Source organism: Pseudidiomarina sediminum DSM 21906 (assembly GCF_000423165.1).
Taxonomy (GTDB): Bacteria; Pseudomonadota; Gammaproteobacteria; order Enterobacterales; family Alteromonadaceae; genus Pseudidiomarina; species Pseudidiomarina sediminum.
The window spans coordinates 5,202-24,089 of record NZ_KE383984.1; the positions used below are offsets into that span (position 1 = coordinate 5,202).

Here is an 18,888-nt window from a genome sequence, read left to right on the forward strand (position 1 = left end):
CGTTCACGTTTCAGCAACTGGAAGAAGCTCTCAGCAATAGCATTATCATGGCAGTTGCCTCGCCTGCTCATGCTACCTTCCAGTCCATTAGCTTTGAGGAATGTCTGCCAGTCGTGACTAGTGTACTGGCTTCCCTGATCGGAATGCACCGATACTTGTTGCTTAGGATTACGCCTCCATACCGCCATTAGCAGCGCATTAAGAACGATATCTTTTGTAATGCGTGATTGCATTGACCAACCAATTACTTTGCGCGAGAACAAGTCTACAACCATCGCAAGGTACAACCAGCCTTCGTGTGTTCGGATATGCGTGATATCAGTTACTCATGCCTCATCTTGGGCTATAGGGTTAAACTGTCGCTGTAATCTGTTCGGGACAACAATGTGCCTCACTCCGCCACGATGGCGAGGTTTGCGATAGCCTACCTGAGCTTTCAGCCCCTCTGAACGCATTAAGTGATGTACACGGTTAATGCCATAAGCTTCACCCACGTCCCGTAAATCTGAATGGATCTTGCGGTAACCATATACACCCCCCTGATTCGAGCCAAAACTGTTTAATCAATCCTGTTAGGCGTTGATTGGCTTTGTGACGCTTCGAGTGAGGCTTGTTGCACCAGGCATAATAACTGCTGGGGTGAACATCCAACATTCTGCATAACCAACGAACGGGCCAACTGTCCGAGTGCTCTTTGATAAAGGCATACCTCAGTCGGATTGCTTTGCGAAGTATGCCGCGGCTTTTTTCAACAGGTCACGCTCTTCTGTTGTTCGTTTTAGCTCTTTTTGTAACCTTCTTATTTCAGCTTGCGCGTCGTTCAATTCATTATGCTGTTTAGAATCAGGGCCGTACTTTTTGACCCAAGCATAACAGCAGATCACCAACGATAATGAGCTGGCTGCTTAGCTTTCGATACAACAAAGCCCACGAGTGTGGGCTTTGTACCGTCAATTATTGCTTAAGTTGCAACTGGATGCCAGTTTAACCCCGTTACTGTATTGACTTGTTATAGAGTCCATAAAATCATGCAGCGCTGGATCAGTAACTTCATCATGTAACTTGATTAAAGCACCAACCGACTCCTTGGTACCTATAAGATCCAGAGAACTAGCGGCATGCTGAGACCAGCCCTCTAATTGTTTTTTTACAACTTTTGATAAGTACTCAATGTCTTGGTTGTTGCCTACAAACCCAAGGTTTCTTATGGCAGCAATCCTCATTCTGGCATTTCGGTCTTCCAGATAATTAACAACAAAAAACCTAAGCACATTTTTATCGTAAGTAACTAAGCACTTATCAATGCCAGCTCCTAGGTAGCCAGCCAACTCAACCTTAAATCGAGTAGACTTAAGCAACCCTATTGAGTCAAGAGCATTAAGTTCAGATTTTCCTTCCCATAGCCTAAGCAACTCATCAGACGTATCTTTCTTATTACCAGAAGACCAGTCAATACTCAGCGCGTTGGATGCCCTTACAGCATACGTAAAAACAAACTGTTCATTAACTTCATTTGTACCCGCTTGAAGATTAAACTCTTCCAAAACTGAATACACGCTTTTCAAATTTCCCTCATACCCTTGAACAGTAAAGCTGTTCATTAATATGAGCAAAAACAATGCTTTTATCATCTTCATATTAATATCCATTTGGCGATATTGATGGTGACATATTGACTTTAAACGGCAGACTGTTCGTTCCCAGCTTAGGTCCCATCTTGTATTGTCTTAATGGACCTCTATCAATAGGTACTCTAATAATATCTGTTCTGAACTTTTGTTCTTCCCACCTTATCGTGCGCTTTAACTCGGGGCTAAATGCAGGCCAGTAACGAGTCCATGAGTATGTCGTGGCCGTGACGTCATAGACCCAATGTCAGATCGATTTTTTTCCAATCAAATTGTATTTCAGGCCCAATAGGCATAGATGGGAGCCTCATCAAAGGCATGCTGGGTAAATTTCCCCCTGATGTTGGCTTGGGGTTAGTTGGCAAAACTATTGAAACTTGATCTGCCCCGGGATCTATTTCGGTTTGCTCGTAATTATCAACACTTACAATCTCTTTCTTTCCGTCAACATAATCTGGTATCGCAGAGCGACGGCCTGTAATACCGATTCCAGCAAGATCATCAAACTTCTCTTTATCTGGAGATTCATTTCCGTGATTCGTAATTGATTGCCCAACTTGTTGAATATTTTGAGAGCTTTGTGACATTAGATCTACGGTATTACCATTTTTCATGGTGGCAGACATGCCCGTAATCTGAGCACCATTACCCAACTTGCTACATTTCCAGCAAAATTACTGTGCTTAGCATTCATTGACTTAGTACCCAACACCTTGCCGGTATCAGCATCTTTCACCTCTACATCAACACAAGATTTGATCCGTGTTCCCGTTTCGGCTGCGCAGTAACCTGTAGGATCGGTTCCAGCAAGAGGATTGTTCATGATGTAACTGTACGGGTTAATGCTTTGCGAATTGGCCGGACTTTGTATGAAGGGGTCTACGCTGAGGAATCTACCCAAATTATAGTCATACACCCGCCCGTTCATATGAAAGAACGAACCTGACGTGCGTCCACCTGTTGGAAGCGTTTTGGCCTAGAGAACAGCAGTGTTAAAGAGCAATATTTCTAGACTTAGTTTACCTTGTTGACAAAATTTTCCTAGAGGCGCATTTAAAGCATAAAAGGTGTCGGGAAATCTCAGGCCTTACCAAAGGTCAGCAGCAAGGCTTTGCCCTCTCGGATGAACAAGTCGAAGCTGTGTTTTCGGTGTGTCAGTCAAGTTTGGATATCATTCAAGGCCGTGCCGGGGCTGGGAAATCCACCTCAATGCAGGCCATGCGTTTAGCGTATCAATCACAAGGGTTTACCGTCCGTGGTGCCACCGTGGCCAGACAGGCCGCCCAGCAACTTGAAAAGGATACGGGCATTGAAAGCACGACCTTGGCGAGCCTATTAAACGAGCTTAGCAAAGGCAACAGCCAAGCCAAATTTAAAGATACGGTGATATTGCTGGATGAAGCCGGGCAATTGGCACCCCGGATTTACTGCAATTGATGCAGGCCGCGCACAACGCTGGAGCCAAGCTCGTGTTAGTAGGTGAACAACAACAAATGGATGCGATAACCCATGGCGGCAGCTTACGCTACCTGTCACAGCGCCAAGGCTGTGCGCGAATTGAGACCATTCGCAGACAACGCGAAGCATGGGCACGTAATGCCGTGAACGATTTACGTGCAGGCAATGCCAAAGCGGCGCTGGGTAGCTTTCAGGGCAAGGGCTTGCTGCATATCGAGCAAGACAGCCAAAACGCCCGTGAGCAATTGGTGAAACACTGGCAAGCCTACACCGAGGCCAACCCCGACAAGCAAGCCATGATAATGGCGCAGCGTTGGAAAGACGTTAAACCGCTCAATGACTTAGTGCGCACCGTCTTTCAGGAGCAAGGAAAACTGGGCACAGAGAACATCCTAACCGAATGCGTGGTATCCAATCAGAGCCTGTATTTTGCGTTCTCAAAGGGTGAGCGAGTACGCTTTACCAAAAACGATTACAAGCAGGATTTCACCAACGGCGAGCAAGGCACCATTACTCAGGTGTTACAGCTAAAAGATGATATTAGCTTTACGGTGAAACTCGACTCAGGCCGTACCGTCAGCTTTTATCAGTCGGATTACTCCGATGAACAAGGCAGGCTGCAATTGGTGCAAGCCTATGCGTGTACGGTGTACTCAAGCCAAGGTGCCACCGTGGATGGCGATACCTTTGTGCTGTACACCACCGCCATGGACAGAGCCGCAAGCTATGTGGCCGGCAGTCGTCATAAAGACCAATGTCATTGGTTTGTCAACGGCCAAGAGTTAGATGCCCAAAGTGGTCAAGCCGATAAAGGCCAAACGCCTGAAGCTGAAACACGTCTGAAGACTTTAGCCCGGTGTATGAGCATCAATAAGCACAAAGCCATGGCCAGTGAGTACATTGCCGAACAACAAGCAGAGCAGGAAGCCACACCGCAGATCACTAACGATAACGAGCTAGCTGCTTAGCCCCAGAAACAACAAAGCCCGCTGATGCGGGCATTTACCTTAAATTACTTGGAAGCGCCTAATCCTTTGGCTTCTCTTAGTAGATAAAATTCAGTCTGATCATCATCGAGATATGTTATCGACAAACCAATCAACCCATTATCCAACGAATAATAAAACTGATATTTTAGGTGTTCATTCGGCTTACTACTTATTAAGTAGACTTGTTGAGATTTGCCATGAAATTGCATATTCAACTTCTTCTCAGCAACAAATTTAGTCTCATTTGCAATCCAATTTTCACCCTCTTTCAATACACCTTCCTTAATAAAAAGCTTAAAAAGCCCAGACTTCAAACAGGTTTGATAGCCAGAAAGAGAGCAAATGGACAAATCAAAGTATTCGCCAGTTGGATCGAGTAAATATTTATCGTCTAAGTTAAAGTAATATGTGCGAGGCAGTTGCCAACGTTCTGAGTCTAAACCGTAATTATCGTAATGATATTCACTGGCGTGTACTTGTAAGTTCATAGTCAAAATAATCAGCCATAAAATTGAAAATACGAATTTCACTATTTATCCCCCCTCGCAAACTTAATATCACGCCTATTTACCTTGGTTCCAGATAGCCTTCGAGGGTAATGCTTTTTGGCAAACGAATTAGCAAATCGTTCTTTTTTGCTCGACGACCATTGCTTGGCATATTGCCTTCCGACAACGTGCCCAAACTCATGCAGCCTAACAAATAGAAGGCCTGTATCGCCACCACGTATGGTTGTTCCGTGATATGGAAAGCGCAAATCAGGGTCGTTTACATCAACAAGCTTCCGCCATACATAGATGGTAGTACTTTCTTCATTTGCATATCTGAAGGCCGCAACATCAGGATTCCTTTCAAAGACCTTATGTGTAGGATCGTAAATGAATTCAGTATTATTCATTTCCTCAATGAGATCCTCATCACCAGACTTCTCGATCGCCCGTTTGGTCATATCAACCATTCTTTCGGTCAACTCTAAACCTTGTTGGTCAATATCACTTGCATTCTCTCTATCGATGGTTGTAGAGACTTTGAACGGTTCAATGTCTTGTGAATTTCCTCCACCGCCCGGACTGACTTGAGGGTTAGCATCCGATTTTGCAATCTCTCCCTGAGATCCAATATCAGCTACGTTATAACCAGCCCCAGATAGTGCGTTCGAAACAGAGTTTTTCACCGAACTAACCGCAGCGCCATTACTCCCACTAAATGTAACTGTAGCGCCACCACTGCCATTTGAGGACGCGCTGGCTGTAACTTTGTGTTTGATACGACTACCTGTCTTCTGAACTGTAAAGGTCTTTGTTTTAACCTCTTCCTCAGGAGCGTATCCAGAAAGCTAATGGACTGGAAGGTAGCATGAGCAGGCGAGGCAACTGCCATGATAATGCTATTGCCGAGAGCTTCCTCCAGTTGCTGAAACGTGAACGTATCAAACGAAGGATCTACTCAACAAGAGGTGATGCCAAAAGTGATATCTTTGATTACATCGAGATGTTTTATAACAGCAAACGCAAACACGGTTCCAATAACCTGCTGTCACCAGTAGAGTATGAGAGCCGTTACCAAGAACAGCTGAGAAGTGTCTAAGTTATCGGTGGCGATTCACAGAGAAAAATCAGATAAGGTTCCTGAGCCTAAGAAGCCAGATGCACCATAAGAACTTAAATATGACAAATAAACACGAAAAAGTGCTATTTCAGCTAGTTCAAGATGAGGATGGGTATCCACCTGATGACTATGAAAGTCTTTGGGCACTGCCAAGTGGTAGTAATTACGAGATTGATAATATCCCATTCTTTGTTCAGGGGATTAGCTATGGAGATATAGTAGAAGCAGATAATGTGAATGGTGAATTGTGGTTTCGCTCAGTTGTTAAGAAGTCAGACAACTCAACACTAAGAGTGATTTGCTTTGATACATCAAAAGTTATGGAAGTGAGAAATCATCTTTCTAGCTTAGGTTGTTCTTCTGAATTAAGTCATATTGAGGGGCTATTTGCTGTGGATATACCAGAAAACTGTGACTACTCCACTATTCAAAAGTACTTAGATCAGAAAGAACAAGAGGATATATTAGAGTACGAAGAGGCATCTATTCGCCATTAATCAAATCACGTATAACTTGTAAATGATAAAGCCCGCACAGCGGGCTTTGTTGTATCTGGGGCTAGGCAGCCAGCTCATTATCGCTAGAAATTGAGGGTGTTCAATATTCTGTGTCAGCCAAGTTTTCATAGGTCGATATGATCATCCAGTCGGCCTTCGAAGTGGATGCTCAGTTGCGATAGTGTCAGGTTCTAGTTCTGCACTGGGTGCGACCAACGCTCAGACGCTTTTAACATACCCGCATAAAGCAGCTTGAGCAAGCTGTTCTCGTTGGTAAAGCCACCTTTGGTTTTGGTGAGTTTACGGAACTGGCGATGCACAGCCTCAACGGCGTTGGTCGTGTAAATGGCGGTGCGCACGTAGTCTGGGTATTTGAAGTAAGTAGAGAGCGTGAACCATTTATTGCGCCAAGACTTGATAACAATGGGGTATTTGTCGTCCCATTTGGCTTCTAAGTCGTCGAAAGCGCTTTCTGCGGCGCTGAGTGTCACCGCTTTGTAAACGCACTTCAAGTCCGCCATAAAGGCTTTCTGGTTCTTTCTGGCAACGTATTTCATCGAGTTGCGAATTTGATGAATGATGCAGTGTTGCCCCTCGGTTTTTGGGTAGATATTTTCAATGGCTTCAGGGAAGCCTTTTAAGCCATCTACGCAGGCAATGAGAATATCCTGCACGCCCCCTCTGGCAGGATAGTTGGCATTATTGCGCGGTTGTCATCGATTTGTTTGCTCGCCGAGCCATTGGTTGGTCAATGTCGTCACGACCTGATGCTGAGCTCGCTGCACGAGCCCTAGATATGGCGTATGAGATGCGTGGAAAGCCAGGCGTGATGTTCCATAGCGACCAAGGCTCTCAGTATGGCGCGCGTAAGTTCCGCCAACGGCTGTGGCGTTATCAAATGGTACAGAGCATGAGCCGTCGCGGAAATTGTTGGGACAACAGCCCCATGGAGCGTGTTTTTAGAAGTTTAAAGTCTGAATGGATGCCAACGACTGGCTACCTTTCAGCAGTTGAAGCAAAACGCGATGTGAGTTACTTCCTAATGAACTATTACAACTGGGAACAACCGCATCAATTTAACGATGGACTACCACCGGCAAAAGCCGAGAAATTAACTAAAAAGGTGTCCGAGTTTAGTCGGCACTTACATTGTGGCTCAAAATATAACCTCTGTTGATAAAAAGTCTAAGGAACAGTATTTATACAAAAGTTTGCTAGATTGTTTTGTTAGTGTTACAAGGGGGGTAAACAAAAAATCGTAAGCAATGATATGAATTATGTAAAAAAGCGTACACGTGTATTAACGATGCTATTTGCTGTTTGTCTATTGTCGACTGTGATTCCAGCAGCTTTCGCAGGTGGTAATGACTGCGTACAACCGTTATCTAACGGCGATTCATTTTTGAGTAGTGGAGCGGGTTCACTGAAAACCCAGACAAACGGACAAGTTTCTACTGCGAGTTTTAACTGTCCTAACGACCCACCGCCAACACCAGGCCGCCCTGGTCAACCTGAGGTTTCGACACTTTCGAGCTCTGATGGTAGTTATACCGTCTCTTGGTCTCCGTCTTCTAACATGGTGGAATCTGGTCTCGAAGCGTGGGGTTATGTACTTGAAGAGTATAAACATGGATTGTTGGCATCGACAAAAAACCTCAGTTCATCACAAATCTCTTATCAAGTAACCAATAAATGGAATGGGAGTTATACCTACCGTATTAAAGGATGTAACCATGACAGTTATATGGGAGTTGCGGTATGCGGTAGTTGGAGCGGAATGAGTTCGCCCGTTGAGATTATTCGGTTGCCCGGAGTTCCAACTAACTTATCGTTGTCAGCGACAACAAGTCCGACAGGAACGTTTGCTTTGTCATGGTTTAAGGGTGAAGGTACCGTGGCGACGCATTATATCGTGCAGAAACGCCATAAACCTCATGGAGGTATATTTGGAAGCTGGACAGAAACGCAAACCAATGCGGAAAGCCAAACGTTCAATGATCTACAAGATGGTGTTTGGGAATTTGCTGTTAAGGCCTGTAATTCAAGCGGCTGTAGCGCTCGAGCGCTAGCGCCTTCACCAGTCAGTGTGCTTCGAATTCCAAGCACAGTAAGTTTCTCAAGTGGACCTACTTCTACGGTAACATCGTCACAGTACACACTGACGTGGACGAGCGCTACTGGGAATCTTATTGAGTATGAAATATCGTCAAGAAGTAAACCTAGAGGTGGAGGTTCGTACTCGAATTGGCAGCTTGTTACCACAACAACGCAAACTTCATATCAAGCCTCTGCATCTGCCGAAGGACACTTTGAATATCGTGTAAGCGCCTGTAATTTAAGCGGTTGTAGTCAATCCACTGAATATACAGAAGAAATTGTTGTAGTTTTTGCGCCGTCGACTCCAGAGGCGCCTATATTATCCTCTCAAGATGGGCCATCAGGCAGTGTTCGGGTTTCTTGGATGAGTCCGAATGGGATCGTCAGTGATGGTAATGCTCAGGGGTATTATGAGATCGAACGGTTCCATGAGGGTGCTGCAATATCTACATCACCGGTAGCGGCTTCTCAGCTCGAAAAAGACTATGCGGGGCTAGGTGAAGGCGAGCACCGATTTAGGGTGCGGGCTTGTGATCATGACACTTACTACATGCAAAACGTTTGTAGTAGCTATAGCAATAAAAGCGCACCATTCGAGGTCGGCACCATTCCAACATCACCCGCCAGTATAAACACACCCAACAATGATGACGATGGGAGCTTTACTTTGAGTTGGTCTAGTGTTGAGGTTGAGACTACTCATTATGAATTAGGCGCACGTTATCGTACAAATAATACCGCAGCGTATGGTGCTTGGAGCTATGAGAATGTAGGTGATGTTCTGACCCAAAATGTTACTGATGTAGCCGATGGTCAATGGCATTACGCCATTAAAGCATGCAATAGTTATGGATGCAGTGCCGCTCGAGTTGCAACGGCCCCGGTGACCGTGGAGCGAGCATTAGATGCTCCGGCAACCTTGACATCAAGTACTTTGTCGGTTGAAGGAGACGCAGGCTATACGCTCAATTGGAGCGCCGTTAGCGGTAATGCGGTCACGTATTACTTAGAAGAAGCCGCCTATGAATCGAATCCAGCCTATGAAAGTTGGCTGGTGGTATATCATGGCGGTAACCGTCAGTATAGCCAAAGTGTACAATCTGCAGGTGAGTGGCGCTACCGCGTGCGCGCATGTGCTGCTGCGGTGTGCAGCGACTATACCTACTTGGCGGGTAGAGTTGAAGTCTTGAAGGAACCTGATGCACCGACTCAAGTAGTTGTTCCTAGCTCAAGCCCTTCAGGGAGCTATGCTCTGTCTTGGCAGCACAACGGCAGTGCCAATTTCCAATACAGTGAAAGTCCGGACTTTGAAACATGGGTACAAGTCGGTGCGGACACCAGTGTTACCTTTGATAACAAGCCTGATGGGCAGTGGAGTTACCGAGTTCGCGCCTGTAATAGTATAGGGTGTAGCGGCTCTGTCACAAGTAATACCGTTACTGTCAACCATGCAGCACCGACAGCAGTTGCAACGGTCAATGTGCCAGCCGAAGTTGAGTCGCATACAGTACAAGTTCAATGGAGTGCATCAAATAGTAATTACGTGGACTATTACCAGCTTTCCCAGCGCTTGGAACAAGGGACATGGAGTCCGTGGCAGGACGTGCAGGGGCTTTCGCATAGCAGTAGTGTTGATCAGGAAGGCACTTGGTTCCACCGTATTCGCGCCTGTAATGAGCTTCCAGACGGCGGAGCTAAATGTAGCAATGCCACAATGTCTTTCGGAACGCTGGTTAATTTTGGTGATGCGTGGGCTGCGCAAGGCGGAACTGTCGCCGATGCGGCGGGTGGTTATGTAGATGGTACGTCACATGATGCCTCGGTAGGCACTATTGTAGGACACGGCTCGGTTGAGGGTGGTGTCGCAAAGTACCGGATTGCCATTGACGTGCCACCCGGACGACGTGGGGTTCAACCTGAACTTTCACTTAATTACTCATCCCGAGGCGGCGAAGGAGTCGCTGGTTTTGGCTGGCATTTAGCGGGCGGTGGTGCGATTAGCCGATGTTCTGCGACAGTGGCGCAAGATGGGTATCGTCGAACAGTTCGAATGGATAGCCAAGATCGACTCTGTTTAAACGGACAAAAGCTGATGATCGTAAGTGGGACATACGGTCAATCTGGCGCTATTTACCGAACGGAACTCGATAATTTTACAAAAGTCGAGCAATATGGCGCACTCTCAAATGCCTACTTTGTTGCGCAAACTAAGGGAAATCAAACACTTTATTTCGGCAATACTGCTGACGCCAAACATCGGCTAGCCATGCATAATGGTATCCACACGTGGGCGCTGTCACGTGAACAAGATGATTTTGGTAACGCCATTCACTATAGTTATGGCGAGTTTGGTGCAGGCGAGTTTTTATTGCGTGCTATTCAATATACTGGCTTCGAGGATTCTCCTGGCGATCGTAGCGTCACCTTTACCTATGAAGATGCGCTAACGGAGCAAACCTATTGGCTCGCGGGCGGGTTCCGAACAACTACAAAGCGCTTAAAATACATTCAAACCGAAGTCAGTGGCCAGCCAGAGCGGAATTATACACTCGGCTATGTCGTAAGCGACTTTGCTAACCGCAGCATACTGCAAAAAGTTACCGTCTGTTCGACGCAGAACTGTTTACGTCCAACAACCTTTGAAACACATCGCCCAATTTTGGCGTGGCAAAACGAATCATTAGCATTGAATGCTTCGGAAAGTTCTCCAGTACAAAATATGCAACGGGTCAAGCGAATCGATTTAAACGGGGACGGCTTGCTTGAGCAGATTCTTCTGAATCCAGTCTATACAGGTGGTACTTTCTCAGGGTTTGGTGTGAGAATATACCGAAATGCAGCAACAGGTTACACTTTGACTTATGATGGTGTCAGCCAAGCAAGCGATATTGCAAATGGCATTTACTATTATCAGTCGGGCGATTTCAACAACGACGGAGTGACAGATTTTCTTATTCCGAAAGCGGGCGGGTTGGCGGTTTACCAATTCAATGGTGCGCTTGATGGTATTACGCAAATAGGCTCTAAAATCAACGGCTCTGAAGCCATTTGGTCGGCGGGTGTTGTCGCTAGTAGCACACTTAAAGTAGCGGATATGAATGGCGATGGTTGGCAGGATCTTGTCTATGCTGACGAGAATAATATCGTGCATTTTATCGAAAATACTGGCGCGAAAGAAGTTGCTTTTAATACACCTGAACCTGTTGCCGCTTTAAGTTTAAGTAGTATCAATAATCGCACGCAACGTGAAAAGTTTGATCTGCAAGATGTTGATGGTGATGGCATTTTGGATTTGGTTTTAACGTTGCAAAAGACAGCAAAACAGCTTGAGCTTCGCGTCGCCTTTGGCGATGTTGATAATCAAGGCGCTTATTTTGTGAGTCAAGTGGAAAGTGCTACGGCAATGGGCCTTCCAACAAATCATTTTAATCATCAGTATACCTTTGCTGATCTCAATGGCGATGGCTTGCAAGACTATGTTTTTCCGGTAGATTTGAATGGTAGTTATGCGTGGTCCGTGCATCTAAATCGGGGTGATCGGAATTTTGATTCGGCGATCTCATTCGCACCTGGGGAAGGAATCGAATTAAAAACTGGAATAGATTTAGTTGGCGATCCAATGGTAAGGCTGCAAGCCAAGCATGGTGGTTTGCGCGTTGGCGACATTGATCGTGATGGGCAGGATGAACTCCTTGTCGCTACGCAATCAACGGATACGGTGTGCGTTGACTTTCGCGGTATTCGGGGGGGGATGACAACGTATACTGAAGTGCAGTTATGTGGTAATGATTTACATGAAGAAAAAGTCTATGTTGATACTGAGGGGTATGTGGGCAATTTTGCGCATGACTGGGCCCGTTACGACATGCGTCGTTTCCAGTGGTCGGCCATTGACCCGCAAGGCTTGAACGCGACCGCACGAATTTTCTCTAATGTTGTCGAAGCCCCCATAGGGGGACTTACAACACAATCTGGCGCAGCGTATTCAGCGTTGAAACTTCATGATATTGATAATAATGGCTACTTAGATTTTACCTATGTCAATTCCTCGGGATTTAGTTATGCAACCTCGGTTAATGAAGTTTTCTCTGTGGCGGGGCAGCTATATAGCCAAGTCAATCTGACTGTGACGAGAACTGGGAGTTCGAATGCCACTTCAGATGGTTATATAGAGCGATTGAATACGGTTGGCTATGGAAGTCATGACGGCAAGCTTGTGGATACCCTTGAGTCGGCAACGGATGGGCTTGGGAATCGCCATTCGTGGCAATACCATCCGTTGTCCGCCAAGCTAGATGACCGTGTAAACCAACCTTTTTACTCAGTGCCTTCGGAGTTGTCGGAGCGTTACATTGCTGAGGATATAAATAATGATTACTTCTATTTTACTTCATCAATGTACGTTGTTTCCGAAGCCTCCCAAAGTAACGGAATTGGTGGCGAGAACCATTACCGTTACAGTTACGCAGAAGCCATCTACAATAGTGCAGGAAGAGGTTTCCAAGGCTTCCGAGAAATAACCGTTGAGGATTTTACGCGACAAACGCGAAGTATTAGTGAGTTTAGCCAGCTCTTCCCGCTAGCTGGAAGACTTGAACATGTTCGGGTGTGCAAATTGGAAGTGTCGCTGCATGCATGTCGTAATGGCTCCGTTGCACCGCTATCGTCGAGTGATTATGTCTATGAAGTAGGTCCGACTGATGATGAGGGGCTGTACTGGTCGTATCCAAGTTTTGTCGAACACAAAAAATTTGATAGTAACAGCCAAGGTACAATGTTAGAGCAGCGGACAACTACAATTGCGCCAAGTGACGTGGATAAATTCGGCAATATACTTAAGTCTACCGAGGTTGTATTCGACGGGTTTCAATCGGTTGAAAAGATAACCGAACGAACCTATTCAAACAGTGCCTATACGTGGTGGATTAATAAGCTGACGCGTAAGGAAATAACAACGCGCACATTAAGCCGGGACACTTCCGTCGGTAGTGTACTGCGAGCCGAAAGTAACGATGAGCAAGTAACAACAATCAATTATACTTACTCGCGTTGGTGGGGCAATTCAGGGCGGCAGCCGTATATCGTTCAGACGCAAGGCTCAAATGCGACGAGCTATAGTTATAAGACGACCTCTTATACACAATATGGACTGCCGGAGCGCATTCAGAATTCAGAGAGTTACTCTTCAAAGCGTGAGCAAATTTATAGCTACTCGAATGATGGTTATTTTGTGACGTCGATTCGTAATGGTGTCGGGCACACCATCACACAAACGGTTGACGCCGTACATGGTAAGCCCACTCAAATTACAGATGCCAATGGAGTTATTGAAACTTTCACTTACGATGATTTTGGTCAAAAGACATCAAGCACCCGCCAGGGCAGTCCTACCCGCTATGAAGGGTTGCAATGGTGTTACGGCGGCTGCCCTACCAACCGCGCTAAGTTTTACCGTTTTACACACCAAGAAGGCACGCCATCACAACACGTCTATTTAGACAGTCAAGGACGAGAGGTTGCGACCGCGATTGATGGGTTTAATGCGCGTAGACGTTACACGCAACAACGCTATGATGCCCGTGGTCAACTCATAAGCGAGACGCTTCCTAGTTTTAGTAGCAGCGGCGGCAGTGCAACAACGTACGCCTACGACCGTTTAGGCCGTATGACGCAAAAAACGATGCCTGCCAGCAGCGGCTCCATTGTGGTGACTTACACACACAATGGTCATGAGACGACGATTAATGCATCGCACGGAGCTCAGTTGTCGATGTCGCGGACGTTAGCGAGTGACGGTAAGTTAATGCAAACCGTCGATAGTATGGGCGGTGTTACACGCTATGCGTATGATAGTCGTGGGAATACGGTAACCATTGAAGATGTACAGCAAAATATCACCTATGCCAGCTATGACGGGCTGGGGAATAAGCTTTTCGTAGATGATCCTAATCTTGGTCGAGTAAACTATACCTATACCGGTTTTGGTGAAGTTAAAATGGTGACTAAAGCCAATGGTGAAAGTATTACCTATCGCTACGACGGACTTGGCCGCGTCACTCGTGAGGCTTCATCAACGGAGGGGGTGGCAATGTTCACATACGACAGTCAACCCAACGGTATAGGTTTACCGGCTGAGCAATCCCGCGCGGGCCATGAAGTGGTGTTCCATTACGACGCCTATGGCCGCGAGGTTGGTAAAACCATCACGATAGACGGTGATGTCTACCAAGTGGCAACTGAGTACGATAGTCGACTCGGGCGGGTGAAAGCGCGGATGTTAGCCAGTGGTATTAAGTTGGCGTATGGGTATGACAGTCGCGGGTACCTTTTGCACTTGCGCAATGCGCAATCGGACTTTAGCTATCAAGATGTAGAAAGCCATGATGCGCTGGGGAATATCACGTTGCAGCGCTATAACAGTGGCACATTGACGGCAAGCGCAAGCTACAGCGCAAGCGGCCAAATACAATCGATAGTTGCGAGCAGTGCGTTAGCAGGCGCGGTGCACGAGCTGAACTATAGCTATGGTGATTTTGATAATCTAAGTCAGCACCAAGTGGTGTACGCCTATGGCATGAAGCAAAGCACCGAGAGCTACAGTTACGACAGCTTGCAACGCTTGGTGAGTGCGACGCGGGTGTTCAGTAACGAGCCGGTGCCAGATACCACCGTGAACTACGCGTATGATGCGGCGGGGAACTTGTTGGAGAAGAGCGACTACGCCACTGCGCTTTACTACGGCACCAGCAACGGCGGTGCGGCGAACAGTAATGCGGGGCCGCATGCGGTGTCGCGGGCGGTGTTGCTCGATGGTAGCACGCGCACCTATAACTACGATGCTGCCGGGCAGCGAATTAGTGGTAATGGGGTGACGCTGAGCTACACGGCCTCGGGTAAACCTAAACGTATTAGCACTGGCAGTGGTGTGGTGGAGTTCTTCTACGCCGCCAATGGCGAGCGTTACAAGAAGGTGAGTACGACCGGCGGTAGCACGCGCACCACGCACTACGTCGACGGTGACGTGGAAGTTGAACTGACGAGCACGGACACGGTCACACGCACAGATATTGCCGGTGTGGCACTCGTCCGGCGTAGTGAGACCGCCAGCACCAGCAGTCATAGCCTACGCTACGTGCTGCGCGACCGCCTCGGCTCGGTGGTGACACTCACCGACGCGTTAAATCAAGTGCAGGAGCATCGCAGCTTTGATGCCTTTGGCAAACCGCGCTATGGTGGCATGGTGGAGGGCAATGGAACGCTCACGAGCCTAACCCAGGGCGCACCGTTTACGCCGCGCGGCTTTACCGGGCATGAGCACATTGATGGCGCCAAGCTCATCCACATGAATGGTCGTGGCTATGACTATCAGCTGGGCCGCTTTTTAAGCGTTGATCCGTTTATTCAAGCGCCGGCGAACAGCCAAAGCCACAACCCATACAGCTACATCATGAACAATCCACTGGCGGGTAACGACCCGAGCGGTTATCGTTGGTGTGGTGCTGGGTCGCTTGAGAAAGCGGCGTGTGGTAACGAGCAGAAACCGAAACGCCGTGACGCAGGCAGTGTTGGCCGACGTGCTGCTGAAACCATCTGGATCAACGGCGGTCCAGCGGTTACCAACGGCGCGCGGCATAGCCCTCGCAGCGTCGCCACGGGTGAGCAGGAGCGAGAGGCAATTGGTGGTCCTGGGGAGGTTGGTACCAATGTAGATGGTGACTCTAAGTTTGTTGATAACTTTATCAAAAACCATGTAAACCACACTACGGAAGATATTTCATCGGATACGGATATTAAATCCCCCGTCCCTGATGAAGTTAGAACGGCATTAATTGAATTAAGTGGTCACAAGACAGGACGAGCACTGCTGGAGCACTTCGTAAAATCAGGCACAAAACTTGATTTAGTAGATACAACGTTCACTCGCACTAAGAAAAATGGAACGCTTGGTTTCGCCTTTATGGCCGATTATGGTGAGGACTCAGAATTTCCCGATACGGTATATTACACTCGAAACCTTGCTGCGTTTAGGTCGCATGTCGCTAAAAATAACCCGTTTATGCTAGGTAGCGTGGTTAATTCAATGTCAATGGATGTTTTGCTCGCCCAAGAGTTGGGTCACACAAGGGCGGGTAATCAATTTGGGGTCAATGGAACCAATACATATACAGAAATAGTTCCACACTCTTTAGTTGAAAATAGGTATAGGGCCGAGCGAGGCTTACCGATAAGGCGTTCATATTTTAAGAAAGATGATATGCACAACTATATGAACTCAATTAAATAAGGTGGCAGAAATGTTGCGATTTATATTCATACTCTTAATAGCATTTACATTGCAAGCTAATGCAGATACGAAAGAGGAAGCTCTGCATCAGCAAGCTATTGGAAAGCAGCGCATAGCGTTAACTGTTCGTTATTTTGATGGCGACACTCTAACTATTTTAATACCAAAAAGTGAATGGGTTCGATTCCTGTACAAAGCAACAGGCATTAACACAAAAAACCGAAGTAACTATGGGGAACTTACTGCTATCATTCATAATGATGGTGTATATGATTTAAACCTATTGCAACTTGATAAGAAGCTTGGTCAGCAAAATGTACTGAAATTGAAAGTGGGCCTTAATCGCTATTTGACAATCCCTATTTCTCACGAAATGCTAGGTTATACAAGTTTTGACGATTTCAAGGTGCATAACTTTATATGCTCAGACCTTGAGTCAAAGACTGAATTTGAATGCAAATTGAAGGCTGACTCATTCATCAATATTCAACATGCGGCATATATTATGGCTACCAATGGCTATCTAGTTAATGCTCAGGGGTACTTAGATTTTTCGAACGTAAGTTTTTTGGGTAGGTATTAATTAGTATTGGTGGCCTGTCGAAACGTTAGGCCGCCATCACAGTTCCACACCTACTTCAGCATTACTAGCAATCATCACCATCTCCAAAACACTCCCATTTTCGGTTATAATCGGGGAAAGTTAACGGAGCTGACCTTTCCCCTGAAATAACACCATATTTTCAATGAGATTTCAGTTTTTATGCCACCTGTTTTGCGTATTCAACTGGCGGTAAATAATTCAGTGAACTGTGTGGTCGTTCTTCGTTGTAATGCCGCTGCCACTGTTCAATATCGTAACGTGCTTCATCCAAAGTTCTGAACCAGTGCTGATTCAAGCATTCGTTTCTAAACTTGCCGTTCAAGCTTTCCACAAATGCATTCTGTGTCGGCTTACCAGGCTGAATAAAGCTCAGCCGGACGCCTTTTGTCTTGCTCCAGAAGAACATCGCCTTGCTGGTAAACTCGGTGCCGTTGTCGCAGACAATTGAGTCCGGTCGGTTACGAGTCTCGATGATTTGCGATAAAAATCGCGCCACTTGTTGTCCTGAAATGGATACCGAGATCAACTGGCCAACTATTTCGCGGCTAAAGTCATCAACAATATTCAGAACCCGAAAACGACGCCCGTTGGCTAATTGGTCGGAAACAAAGTCCATCGACCAGCGTTGATTCACCGCGGTTGGCGCATCCATGACGGCGCGTGGGCGTGTCAGCTTCTTGCGTTTCTTTGTGCGCACTTGAAGGCCTTGCTCCGTATATAAACGATACGTCCGCTTCTTGTTTTTAACTAATCCCTCGCGCTTCAGAAGACCGTGCAGCATCAAGTACCCGTACCGCGGATATTCAATTGCAAGCTCCTTTAAACGAGCCGTAACAGGCTCATCTTGGCGCTTTTTAGGCTGATATCGATAAGCGGTTCGACTCAGCCCGACCAACTTGCACGCAAGGCGCTCACTAAATTTAAAGGTGGCTACTAAGTGCGTAACCACAAGCTTTTTGCTGGCGGGCTTTACCACTTTTTTGACACGACATCCTTCAAGGCTTCCGTCTCAAGCATTTTCTCCGCAAGGAGCTTCTTCAGCTTAGTGTTCTCAGCTTCAAGCTCGCGCAACCGCTTCGCTTCGTTGACTTCCATACCAGCATACTTACTGCGCCAGTTATAAAAAGTCCCGTTTGATATTCCTAGGCGACGGCAAATGTCTTCAACCTTAGCACCGGCCTCATGCTCTTTGATGACCTTGATAATTTGTTCTTCGCTGTAACGTTTTTTCATATTGAGATCTCCACTTGACCCATTTTAATGGAAATCTCATCGATGTCATGGTTCTATTCTTGGGGGAGACGTCACAGCGCGAACGCGTAAAAACGACCATTAATGGCACAAGTACATATGAAATTGATAAAGTGTACGAAGAGACCGTCAGTGGTAGTTGGAAAGTTTATTTAGATGATTTTGCAATTATTAGTTTTAGTCAGGAGAGTGGGTACCGAATAAGTTATCTTCATAAGGACCGCTTAGGAAGTGCTCTCACGTTTAGTGACGATCAAGGACAGGTTGTTGGCCGACGGCATTATGATGCATTTGGTAAACCGCGGACAATGGGAGGGCAGCAGATGGAGCCGGGCTATCGCCCTCGTCTAGCGAACGTTATGGCGTTTGGTGGGATCGAGAACATAGCTCTCACGCGACGTGGTTTTACGGACCATCTTCACTTGGATGAGCTAGAGCTAATTCATATGAACGGGCGGGTGTATGATTATAA

At 46.6% G+C, this 18,888-nt stretch carries 8 protein-coding genes and 7 pseudogenes; 7 read left to right on the forward strand and 8 right to left on the reverse strand.

The annotated features are described in order from the left end of the window. The 4 genes and pseudogenes from G535_RS13695 to G535_RS14420 all read right to left on the reverse strand — a co-directional run. A pseudogene (locus G535_RS13695) lies at positions 1–872 on the reverse strand (IS3 family transposase); the annotation flags it as partial. 78 nt (positions 873–950) lie between these two features. Continuing rightward, the gene (locus tag G535_RS14200) at positions 951–1,649 is read right to left on the reverse strand and encodes a HEAT repeat domain-containing protein (RefSeq protein ID WP_169513609.1); all 699 of its coding nucleotides are present in this window, start codon (positions 1,647–1,649) and stop codon (positions 951–953) included. A 212-nt stretch (positions 1,650–1,861) separates the two neighbouring features. Beyond that, positions 1,862–2,254, reverse strand: a complete 393-nt coding sequence (locus G535_RS0112385; protein ID WP_034728641.1) for a hypothetical protein — start codon at positions 2,252–2,254, stop codon at positions 1,862–1,864. A gap of 152 nt (positions 2,255–2,406) precedes the next feature. After that, positions 2,407–2,559: pseudogene (locus G535_RS14420) on the reverse strand (RHS repeat-associated core domain-containing protein); the annotation flags it as partial. Positions 2,560–2,768: 209 nt separating this feature from the next. Between G535_RS14420 and G535_RS13705 the strand changes: the two are divergent. After that, positions 2,769–4,054: pseudogene (locus G535_RS13705) on the forward strand (AAA family ATPase). A 44-nt stretch (positions 4,055–4,098) separates the two neighbouring features. On the opposite strand, the gene G535_RS0112405 reads toward G535_RS13705, so the two are convergent. Both G535_RS0112405 and G535_RS0112410 read right to left on the reverse strand, forming a co-directional pair. Then, the gene (locus G535_RS0112405; protein ID WP_026862340.1) at positions 4,099–4,605 is read right to left on the reverse strand and encodes a hypothetical protein; all 507 of its coding nucleotides are present in this window, start codon (positions 4,603–4,605) and stop codon (positions 4,099–4,101) included. After that, positions 4,605–5,249, reverse strand: coding sequence for a hypothetical protein (locus G535_RS0112410; RefSeq protein ID WP_026862341.1), 645 nt, complete (start codon positions 5,247–5,249; stop codon positions 4,605–4,607). Before G535_RS0112410 ends, G535_RS0112405 begins: the two co-directional genes overlap by 1 nt. Positions 5,250–5,407: 158 nt before the next feature. On the opposite strand from G535_RS0112410, the pseudogene G535_RS0112415 reads away from it, so the two are divergent. Next, positions 5,408–5,662: pseudogene (locus G535_RS0112415) on the forward strand (IS3 family transposase); the annotation flags it as partial. An 80-nt stretch (positions 5,663–5,742) separates the two neighbouring features. Further along, positions 5,743–6,180, forward strand: a complete 438-nt coding sequence (locus G535_RS0112420) for a DUF4265 domain-containing protein (RefSeq protein ID WP_026862343.1) — start codon at positions 5,743–5,745, stop codon at positions 6,178–6,180. Between the two features lie 125 nt (positions 6,181–6,305). Here G535_RS0112420 and G535_RS13710 read toward each other — a convergent pair. Beyond that, positions 6,306–6,857, reverse strand: a pseudogene (locus tag G535_RS13710) (IS256 family transposase); the annotation flags it as partial. 8 nt (positions 6,858–6,865) lie between these two features. Between G535_RS13710 and G535_RS13715 the strand changes: the two are divergent. From G535_RS13715 to G535_RS0112440, 3 genes and pseudogenes are all read left to right on the forward strand, one after another. Continuing rightward, a pseudogene (locus G535_RS13715) lies at positions 6,866–7,357 on the forward strand (IS3 family transposase); the annotation flags it as partial. Between the two features lie 1,587 nt (positions 7,358–8,944). Beyond that, positions 8,945–16,561 carry an FG-GAP-like repeat-containing protein gene (locus tag G535_RS0112435; protein WP_169513610.1) on the forward strand — a complete coding sequence of 2,539 codons (7,617 nt, stop codon included), beginning with the start codon at positions 8,945–8,947 and terminating at the stop codon, positions 16,559–16,561. Between the two features lie 10 nt (positions 16,562–16,571). Continuing rightward, positions 16,572–17,144 (forward strand): hypothetical protein, encoded by a 573-nt coding sequence (locus G535_RS0112440; protein WP_026862345.1) that lies wholly within the window; start codon positions 16,572–16,574, stop codon positions 17,142–17,144. A gap of 178 nt (positions 17,145–17,322) precedes the next feature. On the opposite strand, the gene G535_RS0112445 is transcribed toward G535_RS0112440, so the two are convergent. Further along, positions 17,323–18,398 (reverse strand): IS3 family transposase gene (locus tag G535_RS0112445; protein WP_126775188.1). Its coding sequence is split into 2 segments (ribosomal slippage): positions 17,323–18,149 and positions 18,149–18,398, totalling 1,077 coding nucleotides; the frame shifts between segments, so codons are not numbered across the junction. Positions 18,399–18,412: 14 nt separating this feature from the next. Here G535_RS0112445 and G535_RS14235 point away from each other — a divergent pair. Next, a pseudogene (locus G535_RS14235) lies at positions 18,413–18,888 on the forward strand (hypothetical protein); the annotation flags it as partial.